The organism is Veillonella sp. AS16 (assembly GCF_000517785.1).
Lineage (GTDB): Bacteria > Bacillota > Negativicutes > Veillonellales > Veillonellaceae > Veillonella > Veillonella denticariosi.
Window position 1 is genome coordinate 535,403 of record NZ_AZYX01000007.1, and the last position, 18,197, is coordinate 553,599.

The 18,197-nt window shown below is 44.2% G+C and carries 18 protein-coding genes; 5 read left to right on the forward strand and 13 right to left on the reverse strand.

What is annotated here, in order from left to right:
- Nucleotides 1–274: 274 nt before the first annotated feature.
- Both HMPREF1521_RS02670 and HMPREF1521_RS02675 read left to right on the forward strand, forming a co-directional pair.
- The gene (locus HMPREF1521_RS02670) at nt 275–1,264 is read left to right on the forward strand and encodes a sirohydrochlorin cobaltochelatase (protein ID WP_038115484.1); all 990 of its coding nucleotides are present in this window, start codon (nt 275–277) and stop codon (nt 1,262–1,264) included.
- Nucleotides 1,265–1,280: 16 nt separating this feature from the next.
- Nucleotides 1,281–2,222 carry an ABC transporter substrate-binding protein gene (locus tag HMPREF1521_RS02675; RefSeq protein ID WP_038115486.1) on the forward strand — a complete coding sequence of 314 codons (942 nt, stop codon included), beginning with the start codon at nt 1,281–1,283 and terminating at the stop codon, nt 2,220–2,222.
- A 269-nt stretch (nt 2,223–2,491) separates the two neighbouring features.
- Here the strand turns inward: HMPREF1521_RS02675 and HMPREF1521_RS02680 are convergent, their stop codons facing one another.
- The 13 genes from HMPREF1521_RS02680 to HMPREF1521_RS02740 form a co-directional block, all read right to left on the reverse strand.
- Entirely contained in the window at nt 2,492–3,283 is a 792-nt protein-coding gene (locus HMPREF1521_RS02680; RefSeq protein WP_071991525.1) for an ABC transporter ATP-binding protein, read from the reverse strand.
- Nucleotides 3,280–4,275, reverse strand: a complete 996-nt coding sequence (locus HMPREF1521_RS02685) for an iron ABC transporter permease (protein ID WP_038115488.1) — start codon at nt 4,273–4,275, stop codon at nt 3,280–3,282. Before HMPREF1521_RS02685 ends, HMPREF1521_RS02680 begins: the two co-directional genes overlap by 4 nt.
- Nucleotides 4,276–4,278: 3 nt before the next feature.
- Nucleotides 4,279–4,944, reverse strand: coding sequence for a precorrin-8X methylmutase (locus HMPREF1521_RS02690; protein ID WP_038115489.1), 666 nt, complete (start codon nt 4,942–4,944; stop codon nt 4,279–4,281).
- Nucleotides 4,922–5,719 carry a precorrin-6A reductase gene (gene cobK, locus HMPREF1521_RS02695; RefSeq protein ID WP_038115490.1) on the reverse strand — a complete coding sequence of 266 codons (798 nt, stop codon included), beginning with the start codon at nt 5,717–5,719 and terminating at the stop codon, nt 4,922–4,924. The genes HMPREF1521_RS02690 and cobK overlap by 23 nt, the downstream gene beginning before the upstream one ends.
- Nucleotides 5,716–6,405 carry a precorrin-3B C(17)-methyltransferase gene (cobJ, locus tag HMPREF1521_RS02700; protein WP_038115492.1) on the reverse strand — a complete coding sequence of 230 codons (690 nt, stop codon included), beginning with the start codon at nt 6,403–6,405 and terminating at the stop codon, nt 5,716–5,718. Before cobJ ends, cobK begins: the two co-directional genes overlap by 4 nt.
- 29 nt (nt 6,406–6,434) lie before the next feature.
- Complete coding sequence (locus HMPREF1521_RS02705) at nt 6,435–7,535, reverse strand: cobalt-precorrin 5A hydrolase (RefSeq protein WP_051435743.1); 1,101 nt, start codon at nt 7,533–7,535, stop codon at nt 6,435–6,437.
- 80 nt (nt 7,536–7,615) lie between these two features.
- Complete coding sequence (gene cobM / locus HMPREF1521_RS02710; RefSeq protein ID WP_038115494.1) at nt 7,616–8,377, reverse strand: precorrin-4 C(11)-methyltransferase; 762 nt, start codon at nt 8,375–8,377, stop codon at nt 7,616–7,618.
- A gap of 1 nt (nt 8,378) precedes the next feature.
- On the reverse strand, nt 8,379–8,966 hold the full coding sequence (gene cbiT / locus HMPREF1521_RS02715) for a precorrin-6Y C5,15-methyltransferase (decarboxylating) subunit CbiT (RefSeq protein ID WP_038115496.1): 588 nt from the start codon (nt 8,964–8,966) through the stop codon (nt 8,379–8,381).
- Complete coding sequence (gene cbiE / locus HMPREF1521_RS02720) at nt 8,963–9,589, reverse strand: precorrin-6y C5,15-methyltransferase (decarboxylating) subunit CbiE (protein WP_038115498.1); 627 nt, start codon at nt 9,587–9,589, stop codon at nt 8,963–8,965. Before cbiE ends, cbiT begins: the two co-directional genes overlap by 4 nt.
- A complete protein-coding gene (cbiD, locus tag HMPREF1521_RS02725; protein ID WP_038115501.1) occupies nt 9,565–10,683 on the reverse strand; it encodes a cobalt-precorrin-5B (C(1))-methyltransferase CbiD in 1,119 nt (372 codons plus the stop codon). The genes cbiE and cbiD overlap by 25 nt, the downstream gene beginning before the upstream one ends.
- A 69-nt stretch (nt 10,684–10,752) precedes the next feature.
- The gene (locus HMPREF1521_RS02730) at nt 10,753–11,247 is read right to left on the reverse strand and encodes a YajQ family cyclic di-GMP-binding protein (RefSeq protein ID WP_038115504.1); all 495 of its coding nucleotides are present in this window, start codon (nt 11,245–11,247) and stop codon (nt 10,753–10,755) included.
- Nucleotides 11,248–11,654: 407 nt separating this feature from the next.
- On the reverse strand, nt 11,655–12,371 hold the full coding sequence (locus tag HMPREF1521_RS02735; protein WP_038115507.1) for a hypothetical protein: 717 nt from the start codon (nt 12,369–12,371) through the stop codon (nt 11,655–11,657).
- A gap of 181 nt (nt 12,372–12,552) precedes the next feature.
- The gene (locus HMPREF1521_RS02740) at nt 12,553–14,292 is read right to left on the reverse strand and encodes a WG repeat-containing protein (RefSeq protein ID WP_038115509.1); all 1,740 of its coding nucleotides are present in this window, start codon (nt 14,290–14,292) and stop codon (nt 12,553–12,555) included.
- 179 nt (nt 14,293–14,471) lie between these two features.
- On the opposite strand from HMPREF1521_RS02740, the gene HMPREF1521_RS02745 reads away from it, so the two are divergent.
- The 3 genes from HMPREF1521_RS02745 to HMPREF1521_RS02755 all read left to right on the forward strand — a co-directional run bounded on the left by HMPREF1521_RS02745 (nt 14,472) and on the right by HMPREF1521_RS02755 (nt 18,071).
- Complete coding sequence (locus HMPREF1521_RS02745; RefSeq protein WP_038115510.1) at nt 14,472–15,374, forward strand: RluA family pseudouridine synthase; 903 nt, start codon at nt 14,472–14,474, stop codon at nt 15,372–15,374.
- Between the two features lie 207 nt (nt 15,375–15,581).
- Nucleotides 15,582–16,511 carry a class II fructose-1,6-bisphosphate aldolase gene (gene fba / locus HMPREF1521_RS02750; RefSeq protein WP_038115512.1) on the forward strand — a complete coding sequence of 310 codons (930 nt, stop codon included), beginning with the start codon at nt 15,582–15,584 and terminating at the stop codon, nt 16,509–16,511.
- Nucleotides 16,512–16,514: 3 nt separating this feature from the next.
- Nucleotides 16,515–18,071, forward strand: a complete 1,557-nt coding sequence (locus HMPREF1521_RS02755; protein WP_038115514.1) for a polysaccharide biosynthesis protein — start codon at nt 16,515–16,517, stop codon at nt 18,069–18,071.
- The last annotated feature ends 126 nt before the right edge of the window (nt 18,072–18,197 follow it).

Consider the following 18,197-nt stretch of genomic DNA (forward strand, 5'->3'; position numbering starts at 1 on the left):
TATAAGGAATTAACAATCCGATATTCATACCCCTATAACCAATAAGAATACTTCAGTACTTCTTAAGCTTTGCCCTATATTTATCATTAATTTTTATGCAACAAATGTCTGTTTCTTCATACTATTACAGGTATAGGGTTTATTGACACTCCCATACGCCTTTGCTACGATGACATTAAGGTTATATATATACAGTAAATCTATAGTTCTCAATATACGTCTACTACGGCAACTGTATATATGTGTAATTGTAGTTATAGATAGGAGTTTTAAAATGAAAAAAGAATTAACATTAGCATCCGCTCTATTAGGTCTTGCCGTATCTTTCGGTACACCGGTTGTATCTGACGCAGCATATCAACTGAATGAAGAGGTTAAAAATCCTACACCTGCATTATTGGAAGCATCTTCTATCGGTGTTCGCACTCATGAAACTAAAGAGCTTAAAAATCAAGAAAACAAAGATGCTATCGTTGTTATGAGTTTCGGTACTACTTACAAAGAAACACGCGCTAAAACTATCGACGCTACTGTAGCCGCTATTCAAGCAGCACATCCTAATACAAAAGTAGTAACAGCTTTCACAAGCCATATCATCCGCGACCGTATCCAAGCGAAAGAAGGCATTACATACCCAACACCTGAAGAAGCATTGGATCAGTTAAAAGCAGCCGGTTATACACGCGTTGCACTTACAACACTAGATGTTATCCCCGGTATGGAATACAATTATGACGTAGCTGTATTCAACTTATATAAAAACAACTTCAAAAAAATGACTCTTGGTACTCCACTCATGTACTGGATGGGCCAAGAAAATCAAACTGACGAAGTAGTAGAAACATTGAAGGCAGTAACATCTCAATTCCCTAAATTGGGTAAAGATGATGCAGTGCTTATCATGGCTCACGGTACTCCGGATCCATCCAACGCCTACTATGCGGTTATCCAGGATCGCATCGACTCCCTAGGTCTTAAAAATACATTTATCTACACGGTTGAAGGTACTCCAAATCTTGAACAGGTAATTCCTCAATTAAAAGCTAAAGGCATTAAACACGTTACATTGATGCCGTTCATGATGGTAGCCGGCGACCATGCTAATAATGATATGGCCGGTGATGAACCTGATTCCCACAAATCTATCCTTACAAAAGAAGGCTTCAAGGTTGATACATACCTTCACGGTCTCGGGGAAAACCAAAATATCCGTAAAATTTTCGTAGAACGCGCTAACGAAGCTTGGGACGCATTACAAAAATAGTTAATAAGGAGTTATTATGAAACGCATTTGGATTGCCGCTACAGTATTATTAAGTTTACTCATGGTACTGGGCGGATGTACAAAGACCTCTACGGCACCATCCGCAGATACACGTGATATTACTTTAGACAGCACAACCTATACCGTACCGGCACATCCGGAAAAAATTGCGGTTCTATCGAACTCTTTGCTTTCAATGCTATATGCGGTAGACGGTAAAGCCATCAGCCGTGTCAGCACAACGGATCCATTGCCTCCGGAATTAGAAGCATTGCCCGTATTAGGTCAGACGGCCAATATTAATATAGAGCAACTGCTCAGCCTGCACCCTGATTTTGTATTGGGCCTCGAATCACAGCATAAAAAATACGAATCCGTCTTAAACAGCAATCATATTCCGACGGTACTCGTTAGTTACGAAGGTATCAAGGACAATGTACCTCTTATCAAATTCCTTGGTAACCTCACCAATCACCAGGATAAGGCCGATGCATTAGTTGCGACTTATGAAAGTAACATTCAACGCGTTAAGGATGCCGTCAAAGATCAGACACCTGCACGCGTAGCCGTATTACGCGCTACCGGTAAAGGTGTTACGGCAGAAACAGATGCAGCCATTACCGCCTCTATGGTCAAAGATTTGGGTATGACAAATGTCGTTTCCGCTCATCTTGATAAGGCTACCACTGATAAAACCGTTCCTTACTCGTTGGAAACATTGGCGGAAGATGACCCGGACATTATCTTTGTCGTAACCATGGGCAAGGAAGAGGAAATTACAAAGGCGATGCAACAGGCCATGACAGGCAACCCTGCATGGAATAATCTGAAAGCGGTACAAAATAATCGCGTTGTATACTTACCGTCTAAACTATTCCTATTAAATCCGGGACTCAATACACCGGAAGCAATGGCTAAGCTTGTAAAAGAAGCCTACGGGATAGATGTAACATTTTAAAGCAAATCAATTCTATACACTCTGACACTAAATAAAAAGGTGGTAGTGAAATATGTATTATTTCACTATCACCTTTTTTGCAACATATCTTGCCTGATCTTTTTCAATTCATGGGATTAAATTTGCAACACGTTTTGTCCTATAACCCGATTTTTACAATTGATTCAAAAGATAAAATGCCGATGCACATAGTTATTTACTAACTGCATCGGCATTAAAAACAACACATTTTGTCCTATAAGGTATAAGAACAATCTTTACTTTTATCCTTATGCCAATCCTTGGATTTTTACATAAGGCTTATCCGTACTATCTTCGATGACAGCACGCACCTTAAAGACGTCTAACAGCAACTGTTCCGTCATGATATCCTGCGGAACTCCATCGACTACGAGATGCCCTTCCTTGATAACCGCCATATAATCGGCGTATTGTGCGGCTTGCGTCAAATCATGCAGCACCATAAGGACCGTCATATGCTGTTCACGGTTGAGCCGTTTTAATAATTCCATGATTTCCAATTGATGATTGATATCCAAATAGGTCGTCGGTTCATCCAGAACGAGCAACTGCGGTTCCTGTGCAAGGGCCATCGCAATCCACACGCGTTGCCGCTCCCCGCCCGACAAGGACGGCATCATTTGGTGTCTCAGATGGGATGTCTTCGTAATCTCCAGTGCCCGATCCACAGCAAGACGATCCTCCCTTGCCGTATTCTTCCACCACGACTGATAGGGATAGCGACCGCAATAAACGAGTTCCTCAACGGTCATATCGCGCGGCATATCCGGTACCTGCGGTAAAAATGCCATGTACGTTGATAATTCCTTCTGTGAATAGTCTCCGAGCACTTTCCCATTAATCAATACGTTACCGGAATCGGCTTTCACATGACCGATAATAGACCGTAAAAGCGTACTTTTACCACAACCGTTGGGACCTATGAGGGCTGTAATCTCATGATTCGGAATAGCGAAAGAAATATCATGTAATATATGGCGACCGCCTAGAATAATATTTAATCGTTCCACACTGATCGCAGCACCGTTATGATTCATCATCTATCCCTCCTCAACAAATACAAGAAGAACGGTGCCCCGAAAAAAGCCATGATGATGCCTACGGGAATTTCAATAGGACTGGCGATAACGCGCCCTACCGTGTCGCTCACGACTAATACAAGAGCCCCAAGCAAGGCAGATCCCGGTAACAAGTATGCGTAATCATTGCCGATAATCAGGCGCAACATGTGAGGTACCACAAGGCCGACAAAACCGATAAGCCCCGCAATACTCACCGCACCGGCAGCTAAAAGAGCGGCCACGGCGGTCATCACAAACCGTGTTTGCTCAACCTTAAGGCCCAGCCCCTTCGCCGTTTCATCCCCTAAGCTCAATATAGTGAGACGCTTTGCACCTAAGCAGGCCAAGATGAGACCCACCGTGGCATACGGGAATAATACCTCTACCTGAGGCCAGCTGCGAGCCGATAAGCCACCTACCATCCAAAGCAATGCGCCTTGTACACGGTCTCCATAAAATACGAGGAGCGCCGAAATACCGGAACCTAAGAAAGCGGCTACGGCCACGCCGGCCAAAATGATTCGACTCGGTCTGATGCCGTTTTTCCAGGCCAATGCGTAGACCATAAGCGCCGCCCCCATAGCACCCAGAAAGGCTACTAAAGGAACGATATAATCATAGCCGGGGAATAATATCAGAACGATAACGCCCGCAAGACCCGCCCCCGATGATACCCCTACGATCTGAGGATCTGCCAGAGGATTCTTCATGACCGCCTGTAAAATAGCACCGGATACGGCGAGAGACGCGCCTACAAAGGCGGCCACAATATTACGAGGAAGCCGTATATTCCAAATGATTTGAGATGAAGTTGATGTCAGCTCCGAAGATGTAAGGGCTTGCCAAATATCCTGTAGCGACACATATGTGGAACCGTACAATAGCGAAAAAATCATGCTGGATACGACGGCAACCAGCAGAATAATCATAACAAGCATACGAAATGCTTTACGATTAGTTACAGTGCCCATAGTTTACTTCTCTTGTTTACCTTCTACAAAGAGCATGTCATTGCGCTTCACATCTGTATAAAGCAATGCATTACAAACGGATGCAGCAATAGGACTGCCGCCCTTGTTGCCTTTTACGGTAATATACGGTACAGGGGACACCTCCATAAGGTAATCTTTGGATTCAGCCGCCCCCACAAAGCCTACAGGAATACCGATGATAAGAGCCGGTTTTACCCCTTCCTCGAGAGCGAGGCGCAATACTTCGTAAAGTGCAGTCGGTGCATTACCGATAGCGACGATTTGGCCTTCTAATTGCTTACCGAATGTACGCATAGCGGCGATAGAACGCGTAACACCTAATTCTTTCGCCATCTTAGCCACATTTTCATCCTTGATGAGGCAATGTACTTCATTACCGCGAAGCTTAAGAGCCGGTTTGGAGATACCGGTGCGTACCATTTCCACATCAGTATAAATATCAGCACCCTTATCTAACGCTTCGATGCCCTTTTGTACTGCATCAGGGCTCATTTTAACGAGTTGCGCATATTCCACGTCACCGGAAGCGTGAACCGTTCTGGATACAACGCGAATCTCATCATCGCTTAGCCCCAAATCCTTCACATAATCGTAAATGATTTCCATACTTTTATCTTCAATGGCTTTAGGATTTTTTACGTAATCCATTAGTGTCCTCCCATAAATTAAAAAATTCTTCATTCGACGAAATCATAGGACCTTCGATGGTCACACGCGGCCTGTCGATAACAATAACGTGGATATTAAGGTCCATGGCGGCCTGCAGTTTCGTATCCGCTCCACCGACGAGACCGGAGTTTTTCATCACCACCACGCTCGCCTTCGTATCATGGAACATGATGCGATTCATATCGTACGAAAACGGGCCCTGTACGGCAACAATGCGCTTCGGGCTCACCTTGAGGTCCTCCATCATGGTTAGCACCTCTGCAGTCGGTAAAATTCGAGTCCATACTTCACAATCCTGTAAAGCTTCAGACTTGGCAAAGATATGCATCGTCTTACTGCCGGTCGTCAGATACACATGACCGTTATTTTCTTTTGCCAATCGGCCTGCCAGGTTTGCCGCTTCCACTTCATCCGCTACGATATGCAACTTATCGTAATCCGGTAACGGCACCTCTTTGCGCTCAAAACGAACGAACGGAATATCCATCGCCTTCGCCGCATCCTGAGCCGTTAACGTTACGATAGCCGCATAAGGATGGCTGGCATCAATCAATAAACGCACATCGTGTTCCGCGATTAAATTCTGCATAGCCTGTTGATCAAGGCGTCCCGTGTGAACTGTAATGCCTTTATGGGCGGCTAATTCCGCCCCATATTGACTCACCACGGTAACCAGTACATCTTCACCGGTCCGCTCCTGAATGTCTACCGCTAAAGTACGTCCATCCAAAGTCCCGGCGATGACCCATATCATAATTTGTAGCCTCGAGGTGTAATCATGCGGCCATTTTCAACATATGTTTGGCTGTTGCCGATGATAACGAGAGTCTGCATATCCACTTCTTCATTTGTAAAGTTTTCAAGATCGGAAATAATCATATGTTGACCGGCACGCCCCGCTTTTTGCACGATGCCGACCGGTGTCTTAGGATCACGATATTTAAGAACGATATCGCGAACTTCATCAAGATGTGTTACGCGTTTTTTACTGCGCGGATTGTACAGGGAAATAACCATATCCCCTTGTGCACAGAGGTCAGCACGTTTTTTGATGAGATCCCACGGAGTCATCAAATCACTTAGGGAGATCACCGCAAAGTCATGCATCAACGGCGCACCCAATACAGATGCCGCTACGTTTACAGCACTGAGACCCGGTACGATATCTACGGAAGGGCGTTTGTCTGCAGGCACTTTATTAGCCAATTCCAACACAAGCCCCGCCATGCCGTATACGCCGGAGTCACCGGAGGATACTACCACAACCTGATGCCCTTCTACAGCGAGATCAACCGCTTGTTGACAACGGTCCACCTCTTGCATCATCGCCGTTCCCACAGTTTCCTTGCCTTTGATTAAGTCCTCAATCAAATCGAGATATGTCAAGTAACCTACCACGCGGTCTGATGCCAGAATGGCTTCACGCGCCTGTGGCGTCATGAACTCCGCATTGCCCGGACCGATGCCTATTACCTTGATGTTACCTGTGCAATGGCTATTGTTGTTTTGGGATACACCGTTTTGTGTTGTATTAATGTTCGGCTCCTGGCCGCCAGTAGTGCTGTTGTTTCGCATACGTTTCCTACTCCTATTGTTCCTTTTACAAATGTTGATTCAATTAATTCCTGTTCTTCAATGAGCGGTGCCATCTCATCCTGTGTATAGAATACAATGGGCCACCCTAACTCCTTAACGGCCTCCAACAGGCCGATTTCATCTTGTTTTACGATAACAGATGCGGCTGTTACGATGCTCTTTGGTGAAAGCTGGTGTTCCTCCAATGAAGAATGAATGGCGTCTAAAATGAGCTCCTTCGGCGTATCTCGACGACATCCGATGCCCATCGTATAGGTTCGAGGACGTAGAATCAGTTGATCCGGATGCTCGGGGATAACCTTATCGGTTATGACAACGCGGAAATTAAACCCGTTTATGCTATCCATCAACTGTTCGACGGTCACCAAATACACCACGCCATGGTTACCGATATGTTGTTGTGTGGAGTCTTTCAAATGCTCGGCATCGACTAAACCGCTATCGATATAGTAATCGACTTGCGTTCCACCGACAATGGCGGAATTTACATTGATAAGCGTTTGAAAGTCATCCACCAACAGATGTTCATGGCGTGCCAACACATCAGGTGCCGGCAACCCGTTTACATCCGTTGCGGTTGTGATAACAGGATCCGCATCGATAGCTAATGAAATGGCCTGTGCCCATTCATTCGCACCGCCAAGATGCCCCGACAGCAAGCTGATTACATGATGTCCCGCCTCGTCCATCACAACAATAGCGGGATCCTTAGATTTGTGCTCAATATAAGGGGCAATCATACGCACTACGATGCCAAGGGCCATAATGCATAGCACCTGATCGTAATCCTTGAAAATCCGCCCGATATGATTTTTCAGGGAATCAAAATAGATTGCCTCTCCGCCGGAAGCACGATTCGATTTTTCATAACAATCCGCATGAGGTGCCACCAAAGACCTAATGCGTTGCCCCAACAGAGCGCCGCGCTCCGAAACGGACAAAATCGCCGTCTTCATTTGATGCTTACCATTCATGGATATATCTGCCAATCCGGTTTGCTGTATAGTTTTTGTTTCACCCGGACTCATATCGGATACAAAAGCTTTGCTTTTCATCAGTCTTTTGCGCTCCGGTACATATGAGCGAAGCCTTTATCATACAGTTTAGATAGTTCATATTCACTATCCAGCACGTGACTTACCACGATCATAGCCTGACGCAATACACCTTCCTTAGCCACGATTTCCGCGATGGTTTCCAAGGTACCGCGAATAATACGCTGATCCGGCCAGGATGCTTTCACCACGATAGCCACAGGCGTCGTCTTGTCATAGCCGCCCTCAATGAGTTCCTCCACGACCTTATCGAGCATCTGTACGCTGAGGAAAATACACATAGTCGCTTCATGGGCGGCAAGCATGCGTAATTTTTCCTTCGGAGGCATCGGTGTACGGCCTTCCATGCGCGTAATAATAACCGTTTGAGATACATTCGGCAATGTATATTCCTGTTTTAATGCCGCCGCCGTTGCAAGGAATGAGCTTACGCCGGGCACGACTTCATAGGTAATACCCATGCCGGCCAAGGCATCCATCTGTTCCTGAATAGCGCCGTAAATAGCAGGGTCACCCGTATGAAGGCGAACCACGCTTTTTCCTGCCTCGACAGCTGCTTTCATCACGGCCAATACCTCATCAAGATTCATAGTAGCACTGTTATGAATTTCGCATGTCGGTTTACAAGCCTCTAAAATAGCAGGATTTACCAAGGAGCCTGCGTAAATGACAACGTCCGCCTCCTGAACCAAACGATACCCTTTGCGCGTGATTAACTCCGGATCTCCGGGTCCTGCACCGACGATATGTACATCAACCATATTACTCTCCTTCTGCGATACGCGTCGCTGACACGATAAAAATCGGACTCAACGGATCAAGCAAATGATACGGACCCGCCTTGCGATAGCGACTGATAGACATCTGGTACCCTTCGTAGGTAAAAGGACGTCCTTTCAGTTCCTTCAAAATGGTGTAACCGGTTTCCATCGTTACCGCCGTCACAACAAGACGACCGCCAACCTTCAATAAGCGCTGTGCCTCATCCACAATAGCGCCCATGCCGCCGGCACTGCCGCCGATAATAACCGCATCAAGTTCCGGTAAATCCTCCATGCCTTCAGGGGCTTTCGCCTTAATGACGGTCATATTATTCACATTGAACTTCTTCATGTTCTCATGAATCAGCTCGATGCCTTTATCAAATCGCTCAATAGCGTAAACATGCCCCTTCGGTGCAGCTAAAGCCGCTTCGATAGAAATCGATCCGGTCCCTGCCCCTACATCAAGCACGATGCTATCTTCCTCGATGCGCGCCTCATTCATAACGGCTTTGCGAATCTCGCACTTCGTCATGGGCACATCGCCGCGAATAAATTCCTCATCAGGAATTCCAAAAAAATGTCTCATCCCAGTACCACCATAACAGAATGACCGAAGCCTTCCAGCTCAGTTAAAACCTCCAGCGTGGAGTCTACGATTCTTTCATCGTCGTAGCTCAATCGCTCAAGGGCCGCTGCACGCGTTTCAGGCGGCCATCCCCCATCAATTAAAATACGCGCAATATGCGCCGGATTATATTCGGGATCCGTCAAAAATCCCATCTTTTTCCCTGCTTTGTAGACGAGCTGTTCCGGTGCCGGCTGGCGCCCGTGAAAGCTCATCAGATCCGCATCATGCCACATCTCATTGAGCCGCGCAAAGGCAAATGTCATCGAACTGATGCCCGGTACGACCTCAATCGGATTAGCGGTAAATTTTTTCTTTAAATATGGCAACAGGCTGTAATAACCCGTATCACCGCTGACCATCACGACCACATCATGGTCATTGAGCTCATGCTCAATTTGTTCAGACAGTAAACTGAGTTTTCCCGTTACGGGATATGTAATTTGTCCCGGCTCCTGAAAGTCCTCTAAAGACCGTTCACTGCCCACCAGAACCGTAGCATGTTTAATTAAATTAAGACCCTTAGGCACCACATAATCAGGATTGCCCGGTCCAATGCCTACGATATACAAGGTATGTGCCATTGTTCAAGCTCTCCTATCTCTTTGGCATGCTTATCCATCGCCAGAATTTCCCCTTTCAAGGTAGTAATAATGATGCCCACCTCAGCTTCGTTCGCTATGTAACGCTCACTGCGCAAAGACGCCCGGTCCACCACGCGTTGGTAAACTCCGGTAAGACCTTCCCGCTCCAGTATAGGGAACGTGGACTCCGTCGTTTGACAATTGAACAGTTCTTCGCATACCGCTTGTGATGCCCCTTCCAGCGCAGCATAAGCCACGATACTTTCCATACGGCCATCACTCATGCGGTTATGTGTATGGAAACTACCGCTTGCAAGCTTGATTAGCTTACCGATATGCCCGATAATCAGGATGCGTTTAAAGCCGATATGTACAGCCTGTTCCAGCATAAAGCCGATAAAATTACTGGTTTCCGCCATTTGATTCTTATGAATTCCCAGCACCTGCTCCGCTAAGTCCTGTCCGATTCGTCCCGGCACGAGAACCGCCGTTTCACAGCCGTTCGCTTTCATAACCTTTAACTGAGGAACTAAAGAATTCTTGAATCCCTCTTCGCTCATAGGTTTAACGATACCCGTCGTACCGATGATAGAAATACCGCCCTCAATACCTAGGGTGTGATTGAGTGTTTTCTTCGCAAGAACAATTCCGTTTGGAACGCTGACCGTAACGGTCACACCCTGACCACGCACACACAGTTCATCAAAGACGATTTTCATCATCGCCCGCGGCCCAGGATTGATGGCCGGTTCACCGGGAGGCATAGCAAGACCCGGCTTCGTTACGGTGCCGACACCAAAGCCGGCACGAAATTGTAACTCGCCGGAATCATCAAGGATTACCGTCGTTTCCACATCATTACCATGGGTCACATCAGGATCATCACCGCCGTCTTTCATTACGGTTACCTTGGCAGATGTATCTGATAAAACCTCTACTGCTTTAATAGGCACCTGAATATACTGGCCTTGCGGATTTTCAATGACCACCTGTTCCACAATATTGTTATCTAAGAGGGCCAATAAACCAGCTTTCATACCTGCCGTAGCGCACGAACCCGTGGTATACCCACCTTTCATGTCCTCTACTCTCATAAGGCCTCCTACACCGATAGGGTTAGCAGATCAAAAGAATCGAGCACGCCCTATCATGGACACATGTAATTAGGAACGGAAATTTACGAATTGCAGTTCAACAGGAATATCCAACTGTTTCAACATTTGAATAACCGCTTGCAAATCATCTTTATCCTTGCCGGATACACGTACCTGATCCTCTTGAATAGATGCCTGTACCTTCAATTTTATATTTTTAATCGATTTTACCACTTCTTTGGCATTTTCTTTGGTAATACCCTTTTTAATGGTAATCACTTGGCGAACGGTAGCGCCCGCAGCCGGTTCCACCTTGCCGTAATCAAGATTCTTAATCGCAACGTTACGCTTAACCATCTTGCCTTTTAATACATCGATAATGGCATTCAATTTGTATTCGTCATCACCGACAATTTTAATGGTGTCGCCTTCAAGACTGATTTCCGCCTTGGAACCGCGGAAATCATAACGAGTACCGATTTCCTTCTTCGCCTGATTTACCGCGTTATCCACTTCCTGCATATCCACTTCGGACACCACATCAAAGGAACAATCTTTAGCCATTTTATACCTCCTACACCTGAACCCGTTGGACATAAGGTTCATAGCATTACTTTCATCATCCTTGTATTCTCTGTGAAAGCCCTATTTATATAAATCATCAAACTTGATAGAAAGAAAATATTAAAACTATAGTACCAGTCAAAAACATTTTCAATACAATAAATATAGTCTCACCAATGCAGAATACGTCTTTATAATTATAACGTAAAACACCTATATTTTCTAGGTAAATCGATTTTTTTGATTGTCTTATCGATGTTTTTAACATGAAATTTTAAAAGCTAATTTATATACTTTAAATCAACAAATCTTATACTGGAAATAATAAAACAAATATAATACCCGTAAATAATATATAACCTATTATTTACGGGTATGCATAATTTATTAATATATTTTTTCTTATATCATTTTGTTGGTAAAATAATATTGTTACCTGAAGGCTTATTTGGATTCATAGCATTAGGCAAGTCTTCTACAGTTGTGTTCAAATCGGTATCAGCGGCTACAACAGCCACAAACTTTTGGCCTGGTTCATAATATATATTAGTCCCCTTCATAAACAATCCACCCACTAAGCTAACTGCAGCTGCTACTGCAACAGCTCCATTATCGGAATGCCCCTTACCTTTTACTTCAGCATCTAAAGGTACAGATACACCATTAACAGTCTTAATTTCATTAATAGTAAATTCTAATCTCCCCTTGCGTCCAAACATCCCATTCTTTCTAGCTTTAGTAATCGTACCTAATACTTCTTGATTAGAAGGAATTACAACAACATCATTAATCAGAAGATTTTCTAAGGTTTTTAATCTAAATGTATTCCCCTCTTTACTTCGTTTAGAACTAATAGGAGTAACTAATTCTAATTCAATTTTTGTATCCTTAGGAATGTAAGCATGTCCATTAATAACTGAGGTTGCACGCACTGTTCCCGATTGATCATCATTCTTTAAAAGTTGAATTCTTTTTACTCCAGATGGCATTTCTGTTTTAATGAGAGAATTATCAGTCATAGTTTGCCCAGTAATACTTTCACCATGAATAGCCGAAGGAGTCAAACACCCTACACTAATACACCCTACAACAAGAAATTTTAGAACTGCTTTAGAAGATTTCATATTTACCTCCAAAAACAAACAAAACATATAACTATACATTATAAATTCAGTATATCATATCATGAATTTTTAATGGACTCTCAAATTTATAACTATTCTAGTGCACTGTTTTTAATAAATCTTCCTATTATAACTTGAAATAAAAAACTGCACTCTTTCGAATGCAGTCTTTTATTTCAGATTATAAAATTGTAACCTCATCATATATAGGTTGAACAACTAGTTCACCTTTAGCATTAATAACGCCCCACTTACCTTTGATTTTTACAGGACTGTAACCGTGCGAGAAGCTATCGGTACCGGAAATATCATGCATAATCGGAGTTTCTGTGAGTGTACCGTCAAGAGACAAGATTTTATAATTACCGTCCTTATTATATACCCAAGTATACGTGTCACCTATGAAAGATTTTACATTCATAGATTTATCGCCTTTATAGATAATACGTCCATCAGACATATCTACAACGTAACGATTTGTATCATTTGTAACGGACATCTGGTGTTCACCGATAAAGTCAATCGTATCATATTTAAACGGCACTTCTTGTTTTCCTGTTTCCATATCAAAAATACCATACTTATTTGTATCTTTATTTTTTAGCGTCAACAAGACATTATTCATATCTATAGTACCGGCTTCATAATTACCGGGTTGGATTATATATTGACCCTTGCGGTTCATAAAGCCCAGTTTACCTTCATTACGAACCAATGTACCATGTTCTTCCATAGGATATACATAGTCATTTTTACTATCGATAACAATAACACCATTGCGATCAATGTAGCCACGTTTCATACCATCATCTACAAGACCGCCAAGACCATCAAGGTATACACCACCATGATTATATAGGTAGCCCATACCAACAAGTCCCAAAATACCACCTAAGCCAAAGTGACTTACCTTGCGACGATATTCAGCCAAACCATTTTTATAAGGATATACTTCATTAGACGGAGCCGCAAATACCACATTACCTTTACCATCAATAGCTACAACCTTGCCATTAGCTTTTACAAAAGCACGATCTTCGCTAAACTTAGGATTCACATTTGGAATAGCTTTAAATTGTGGCTGAATCACTACATTACCGCCGGCATCTTTAAATCCTAATTTCCCTTTTTCAGTAAAAGATACATAGGAATCACTTGGGTATGCTTGACGAATGTCATTAGGATCAAAATCGTTTAATTCTTTAACCGCAGCAGATTTTTCCTTTTTGTCATTATATAAAGCCTCTTGAGCTTCTTTACCTGATTGTAATACGGTCCCATCAGCCTTTATATGAACTATTTTATTTTTGCTTTCTTCAGCGAAAAATGTACCATCTTTCTTACCGGATGCATCTATAGTTTTATAAGTCGGTACGAGTACAACCTGACCATCAGTACCTACAATCCCCCATTTACCTTTTTCTTTTACAAGACCCAGATAACCTTGTTTTATAAGAGAATCATCTTTTAAAACCTTCATCGCTTTTTTTACAGCTGTCGGCGGTTGTTTTACAGCACCGGAAATCGGCCGAAATGTATCAAGTCGACCAATACCTACACCAACACCTACAGATGTATTCTTTGTACGACCAGAAGGTTCCTTCGTAGTTGTACTTACAGATTTAGATACAGTCTTGCTAGAGGTCTTACCTACTGTTGTACTGCTAGAACGAGACACAGTTGTACTATTTTGCTCACGCGTTATACGAGTCATCGTGGAATTCGGCGTATCTTGATTAGTTACAGTAACATGACCGGTAGAGTCAGTCTGACTACTTGAATTAGACACTGTATTACTATCCGATGTCGTTTTTGTTTTACTATTTGTAACCGTAGTAGTCGTAGTTGTTTCTGCCAGTGCACTTGCAGACATAGTCGCCAAGACACAAGCGACCAGTAGTGATTTTTTATTGAGTTTCATAAACCTCTCCTTTTACAAAATAATCACACAGATAATCTATATAACTATAGAATGACACTATAAAATAATAATATTATACAATATGTAATTTTAAGCTGACAACTGAAAGCATTATCAATATATGTTAAGTCTTCATAAATTTTTCTATTATAACAAGCGAATTCTGCTATAATACATATATGAGTAAAGCAACGATTATCGATTTAATTGTAGACGACAACGTGCATACGCAGTCTATGAATCACATCATCAAACAACAGCATATCTCACAGCGCATGCGACGCAAGTTGAGAAATGACGGTATCATCACGGTAAACGGCAAACCGTCCACCTGGGACACGCTCGTTCACGGCGGTGATCATCTCGTAATGGAGATTGAGCCGCAGCAGAGTTTTAATCTCACGCCGATGCCGTTGGACATCGTTTACGAAGACGAATATATATTGGTCATCAACAAAGCGCCGGGGGTACTCATGCATCCCACATCAACGGTTAGGGACGGCACTCTCGCCAACGGAGTCCTACACTATTATAGTGAAAGCAACCAGCATTACGACTTTCATCCGGTGCACCGTCTCGACAAGGACACTTCGGGCATCGTCATCATCGCCAAAACTTCGGTGGTTCAGAATGAATTCGACAGAAAGCATATAGACTTTCTCAAGACCTATGACGCCGTCGTAGAAGGTTCTGTCTTTACCGATTATATGTCGATTCGATGGCCCATCGGCAGAAAGCCGGGCAGCATCATCGAACGACAATGTACACTGTCGGGAAAACCGGCGCGAACGGATATAACAGTGATAAACCGTATCACAACGGGCGCTCCCCGGCTTCAGTCACATACCCATGTACGCTGTCTGCTATACACGGGCCGAACCCATCAGATTCGCGTACATCTGTCACATTTGGGTTTTCCGCTGGCAGGGGATGATTTATACGGCGGGCACTTATACTGCATTAAACGACAGGCGCTGCATGCATCGTGCGTCAGCTTTCACCATCCCTTAACGAATGAGTGGCTGGAATTACATACGCCGGTTCCGGCCGATATGAAGCAACTGATCGGGGCAACTGATTGAAACAGCTGTTCAACCCGAAATAATACAAAGTTAATGCATAAGTTATGCAAAAACTGTTGTCCCTTTAGTATAATTCTTGATATACTAAATTTGATTGATATAGAATGTCAGGTGCATTTTCATAATCAAATTCAATTAATATGTGTGGCCATTATGTACACACTATTAATGAAATTCACATGCAGGCCTACGGCCAAGGAGGATATCATGCCATTAGTAACGACTACAGAAATGTTTAAAAAAGCCTATGAAGGCGGCTACGCTATTGGTGCTTTCAACGTAAATAATATGGAAATCGTACAGGGTATCGTGGATGCCGCAAAAGAGGAACAATCCCCTCTCATCTTGCAGGTATCCGCAGGGGCCCGCAAGTACGCGAAACACATTTACCTCGTAAAACTCGTTGAAGCGGCTTTGGAGGACAGCAATTTACCGATTGCCCTTCACCTTGACCACGGCGATTCCTTTGAAATCTGTAAGGACTGCGTAGACGGCGGCTTCACATCCGTTATGATCGACGCATCCCATCACGATTTTGATGAAAACGTTAAGATTACGAAACAAGTTGTCGAATATGCTCATGCTCACGGCGTTGTAGTGGAAGCGGAATTGGGACGTTTAGCAGGCGTTGAGGACGACGTAAACGTAGCAGACAAGGATGCTCGTTTCACGGATCCTGAACAGGCCGCTGAATTCGTAGCACTCACAGGCGTTGACTCCCTGGCAATCGCCATCGGTACAAGCCACGGGGCTTACAAATTTAAAGGCGACCCATACCTTGATTTCGACCGTTTGAAAAAAGTAGGCGAATTATTGCCTAACTTCCCTATCGTATTGCACGGTGCCTCCACCGTATTACCTGAATTCGTTGCCAAATGTAATGAATTCGGCGGCAACATCCCCGGTGCGCAAGGTGTGCCGGAAGATATGCTTCGCAAAGCGGCAACCATGTCCGTTTGCAAAATCAATATCGATACGGACCTTCGCTTGGCTATGACCGCATCCATTCGCGAATACCTGGCGAAAAATCCTTCCGAATTCGACCCTCGTAAATATTTAGGACCTGCTCGTGACGCTATTAAAGGCATGGTAGCACACAAAATCAAGAACGTGTTAGGTTCCTCTCATAAACTATAATCTATGGCTAGTGGATTTTTAAAAGGAACATTAATCCTCACCATTGCCGGTTTCGTTGTGAAAGCCATTGGCAGCATCAACTGGATTCTCCTCTCCCGCATTTTGGGCGGTGAAGGTATCGGAATCTACCAGATGGCTTTTCCTATTTATCTTTTGCTATTACAAGTTTCAAGCGCAGGTGTGCCTATTGCCATCTCCATTTTGACGGCAGAACGGTTAGCCCTCAACGATTATACGGGGGCTAAGCGAGTATTTAACCTTTCCTTTACGATGCTCACCATTACGGGGCTCATCGCCAGTCTCGCCATGTACTTCGGCGCCGATTGGCTCATCTCGAGCGGCATCATTCAGGAAAGCCGTGCCTACTACTCCATCATCGCGCTGGCGCCGGCTATCTTCTTCGTTACCTGGATTTCCTGCTTCCGCGGTTATATTCAGGGCTACGAATTGATGACGCCGACGGCGGTTAGCCAAATTGTAGAGCAATTACTACGGGTTGTGGTGATGTTGGGTGCAGCATCGATTCTCTTGCCGTACGGTTTACCCGAAGCGGCCGGCGGTGCTAGCTTAGGTGCCGGAATCGGTGCTTTCGGTGCCTTCCTGGTACTGTTATATTATTACTATAAATTGCCTAAAGCTCCTGACACCGGTGAAAGCTATCAGGGAGAGCGGGAATCATCAAAGGAAATCCTGATGAGACTCATCTGGCTTGCACTACCTATATCGCTGGCGAGCATCATGTTGCCGTTGACGGCAAACCTCGATCTGATTATCGTACCTCGCCGACTATTAGCGGCGGGCTTTACGATGAATGAAGCAACGGAGCTCTTCGGTTATCTGACGGGTATGGCCGTACCGCTTATCAACTTGGCTACGATTATTACGGCAGCCCTTGCGACGAGTATCGTCCCGTCCATATCTCACGCATTTGCAAAGCATGACCATGAAGGGATTTACAACAGAACCGCCGGTTCCATGCGTTTATCCTTTATGGCGACCGTACCGTTTACGGTCATGTTATATGTATTAGCCGTACCAACGGTTACTTTGATTTACAATGCACCGAAGGCTGCCATGGCGACACAAATCGTAGCGCTCGCCATCTTCTTCCTCGGTATTCATCAGGTGACGACCGGCATTTTACAGGGGCTCGGAAAGCCGAGAATCCCGGTAGTCAATATGGCTATCGCCATCATTATCAAGGTAATCCTGAACTGGAACTTAACGGCTATCCCTGAACTGGGTATTGGCGGTGCCGCATGGGCAACCGTAGCGGATATCGGCTTTGCCGCCTTACTTAACTTGATTTATATCAAAAAATATACGGGCTACTTCCTCGATTTCTCCATTTTATGGAAAAACATAGTCAGTGCCGGTATCATGGGCGTACTCATCTACATGAGCTACCAGGCCCTATCTGCGATCTTACCGATGTGGGTAAATTTCTTACTCACCGGTATCGAAGGCTTAGTCCTTTACGTCATTATCATGGTTCTCTTAAAAGGACTCAATAAAGACGACGGTGCCGGCATGCCGCTCATCGGTAGATTCTTCAGATAACTATTTATATAAAACTTCGGATTATAGGATAAAACTTCATAATATAAATTGACCCTCTAATGTCAGACAAATAACTCTGACATTAGAGGGTCAATTTTATTTTGCAAATGGATCACGAATCTTACA

What these genes read in the sequence shown, in the direction of transcription:
- HMPREF1521_RS02735 (WP_038115507.1), bottom strand. Translation starts at nt 12,371, where the DNA reads ATGAAATCTTCTAAAGCAGTTCTAAAATTTCTTGTTGTAGGGTGTATT.
- HMPREF1521_RS02730 (WP_038115504.1), bottom strand. Translation starts at nt 11,247, where the DNA reads ATGGCTAAAGATTGTTCCTTTGATGTGGTGTCCGAAGTGGATATGCAG.
- cobM (WP_038115494.1), bottom strand. Translation starts at nt 8,377, where the DNA reads ATGGTTGATGTACATATCGTCGGTGCAGGACCCGGAGATCCGGAGTTA.
- HMPREF1521_RS02675 (WP_038115486.1), top strand. Translation starts at nt 1,281, where the DNA reads ATGAAACGCATTTGGATTGCCGCTACAGTATTATTAAGTTTACTCATG.
- HMPREF1521_RS02670 (WP_038115484.1), top strand. Translation starts at nt 275, where the DNA reads ATGAAAAAAGAATTAACATTAGCATCCGCTCTATTAGGTCTTGCCGTA.
- HMPREF1521_RS02685 (WP_038115488.1), bottom strand. Translation starts at nt 4,275, where the DNA reads ATGGGCACTGTAACTAATCGTAAAGCATTTCGTATGCTTGTTATGATT.
- HMPREF1521_RS02705 (WP_051435743.1), bottom strand. Translation starts at nt 7,535, where the DNA reads ATGAATGGTAAGCATCAAATGAAGACGGCGATTTTGTCCGTTTCGGAG.
- cbiD (WP_038115501.1), bottom strand. Translation starts at nt 10,683, where the DNA reads ATGAGAGTAGAGGACATGAAAGGTGGGTATACCACGGGTTCGTGCGCT.
- HMPREF1521_RS02745 (WP_038115510.1), top strand. Translation starts at nt 14,472, where the DNA reads ATGAGTAAAGCAACGATTATCGATTTAATTGTAGACGACAACGTGCAT.
- HMPREF1521_RS02690 (WP_038115489.1), bottom strand. Translation starts at nt 4,944, where the DNA reads ATGGATTACGTAAAAAATCCTAAAGCCATTGAAGATAAAAGTATGGAA.
- cobK (WP_038115490.1), bottom strand. Translation starts at nt 5,719, where the DNA reads ATGATATGGGTCATCGCCGGGACTTTGGATGGACGTACTTTAGCGGTA.
- HMPREF1521_RS02740 (WP_038115509.1), bottom strand. Translation starts at nt 14,292, where the DNA reads ATGAAACTCAATAAAAAATCACTACTGGTCGCTTGTGTCTTGGCGACT.
- cbiT (WP_038115496.1), bottom strand. Translation starts at nt 8,966, where the DNA reads ATGAGACATTTTTTTGGAATTCCTGATGAGGAATTTATTCGCGGCGAT.
- cobJ (WP_038115492.1), bottom strand. Translation starts at nt 6,405, where the DNA reads ATGACGCCACAGGCGCGTGAAGCCATTCTGGCATCAGACCGCGTGGTA.
- fba (WP_038115512.1), top strand. Translation starts at nt 15,582, where the DNA reads ATGCCATTAGTAACGACTACAGAAATGTTTAAAAAAGCCTATGAAGGC.
- HMPREF1521_RS02755 (WP_038115514.1), top strand. Translation starts at nt 16,515, where the DNA reads ATGGCTAGTGGATTTTTAAAAGGAACATTAATCCTCACCATTGCCGGT.
- HMPREF1521_RS02680 (WP_071991525.1), bottom strand. Translation starts at nt 3,283, where the DNA reads ATGATGAATCATAACGGTGCTGCGATCAGTGTGGAACGATTAAATATT.
- cbiE (WP_038115498.1), bottom strand. Translation starts at nt 9,589, where the DNA reads ATGGCACATACCTTGTATATCGTAGGCATTGGACCGGGCAATCCTGAT.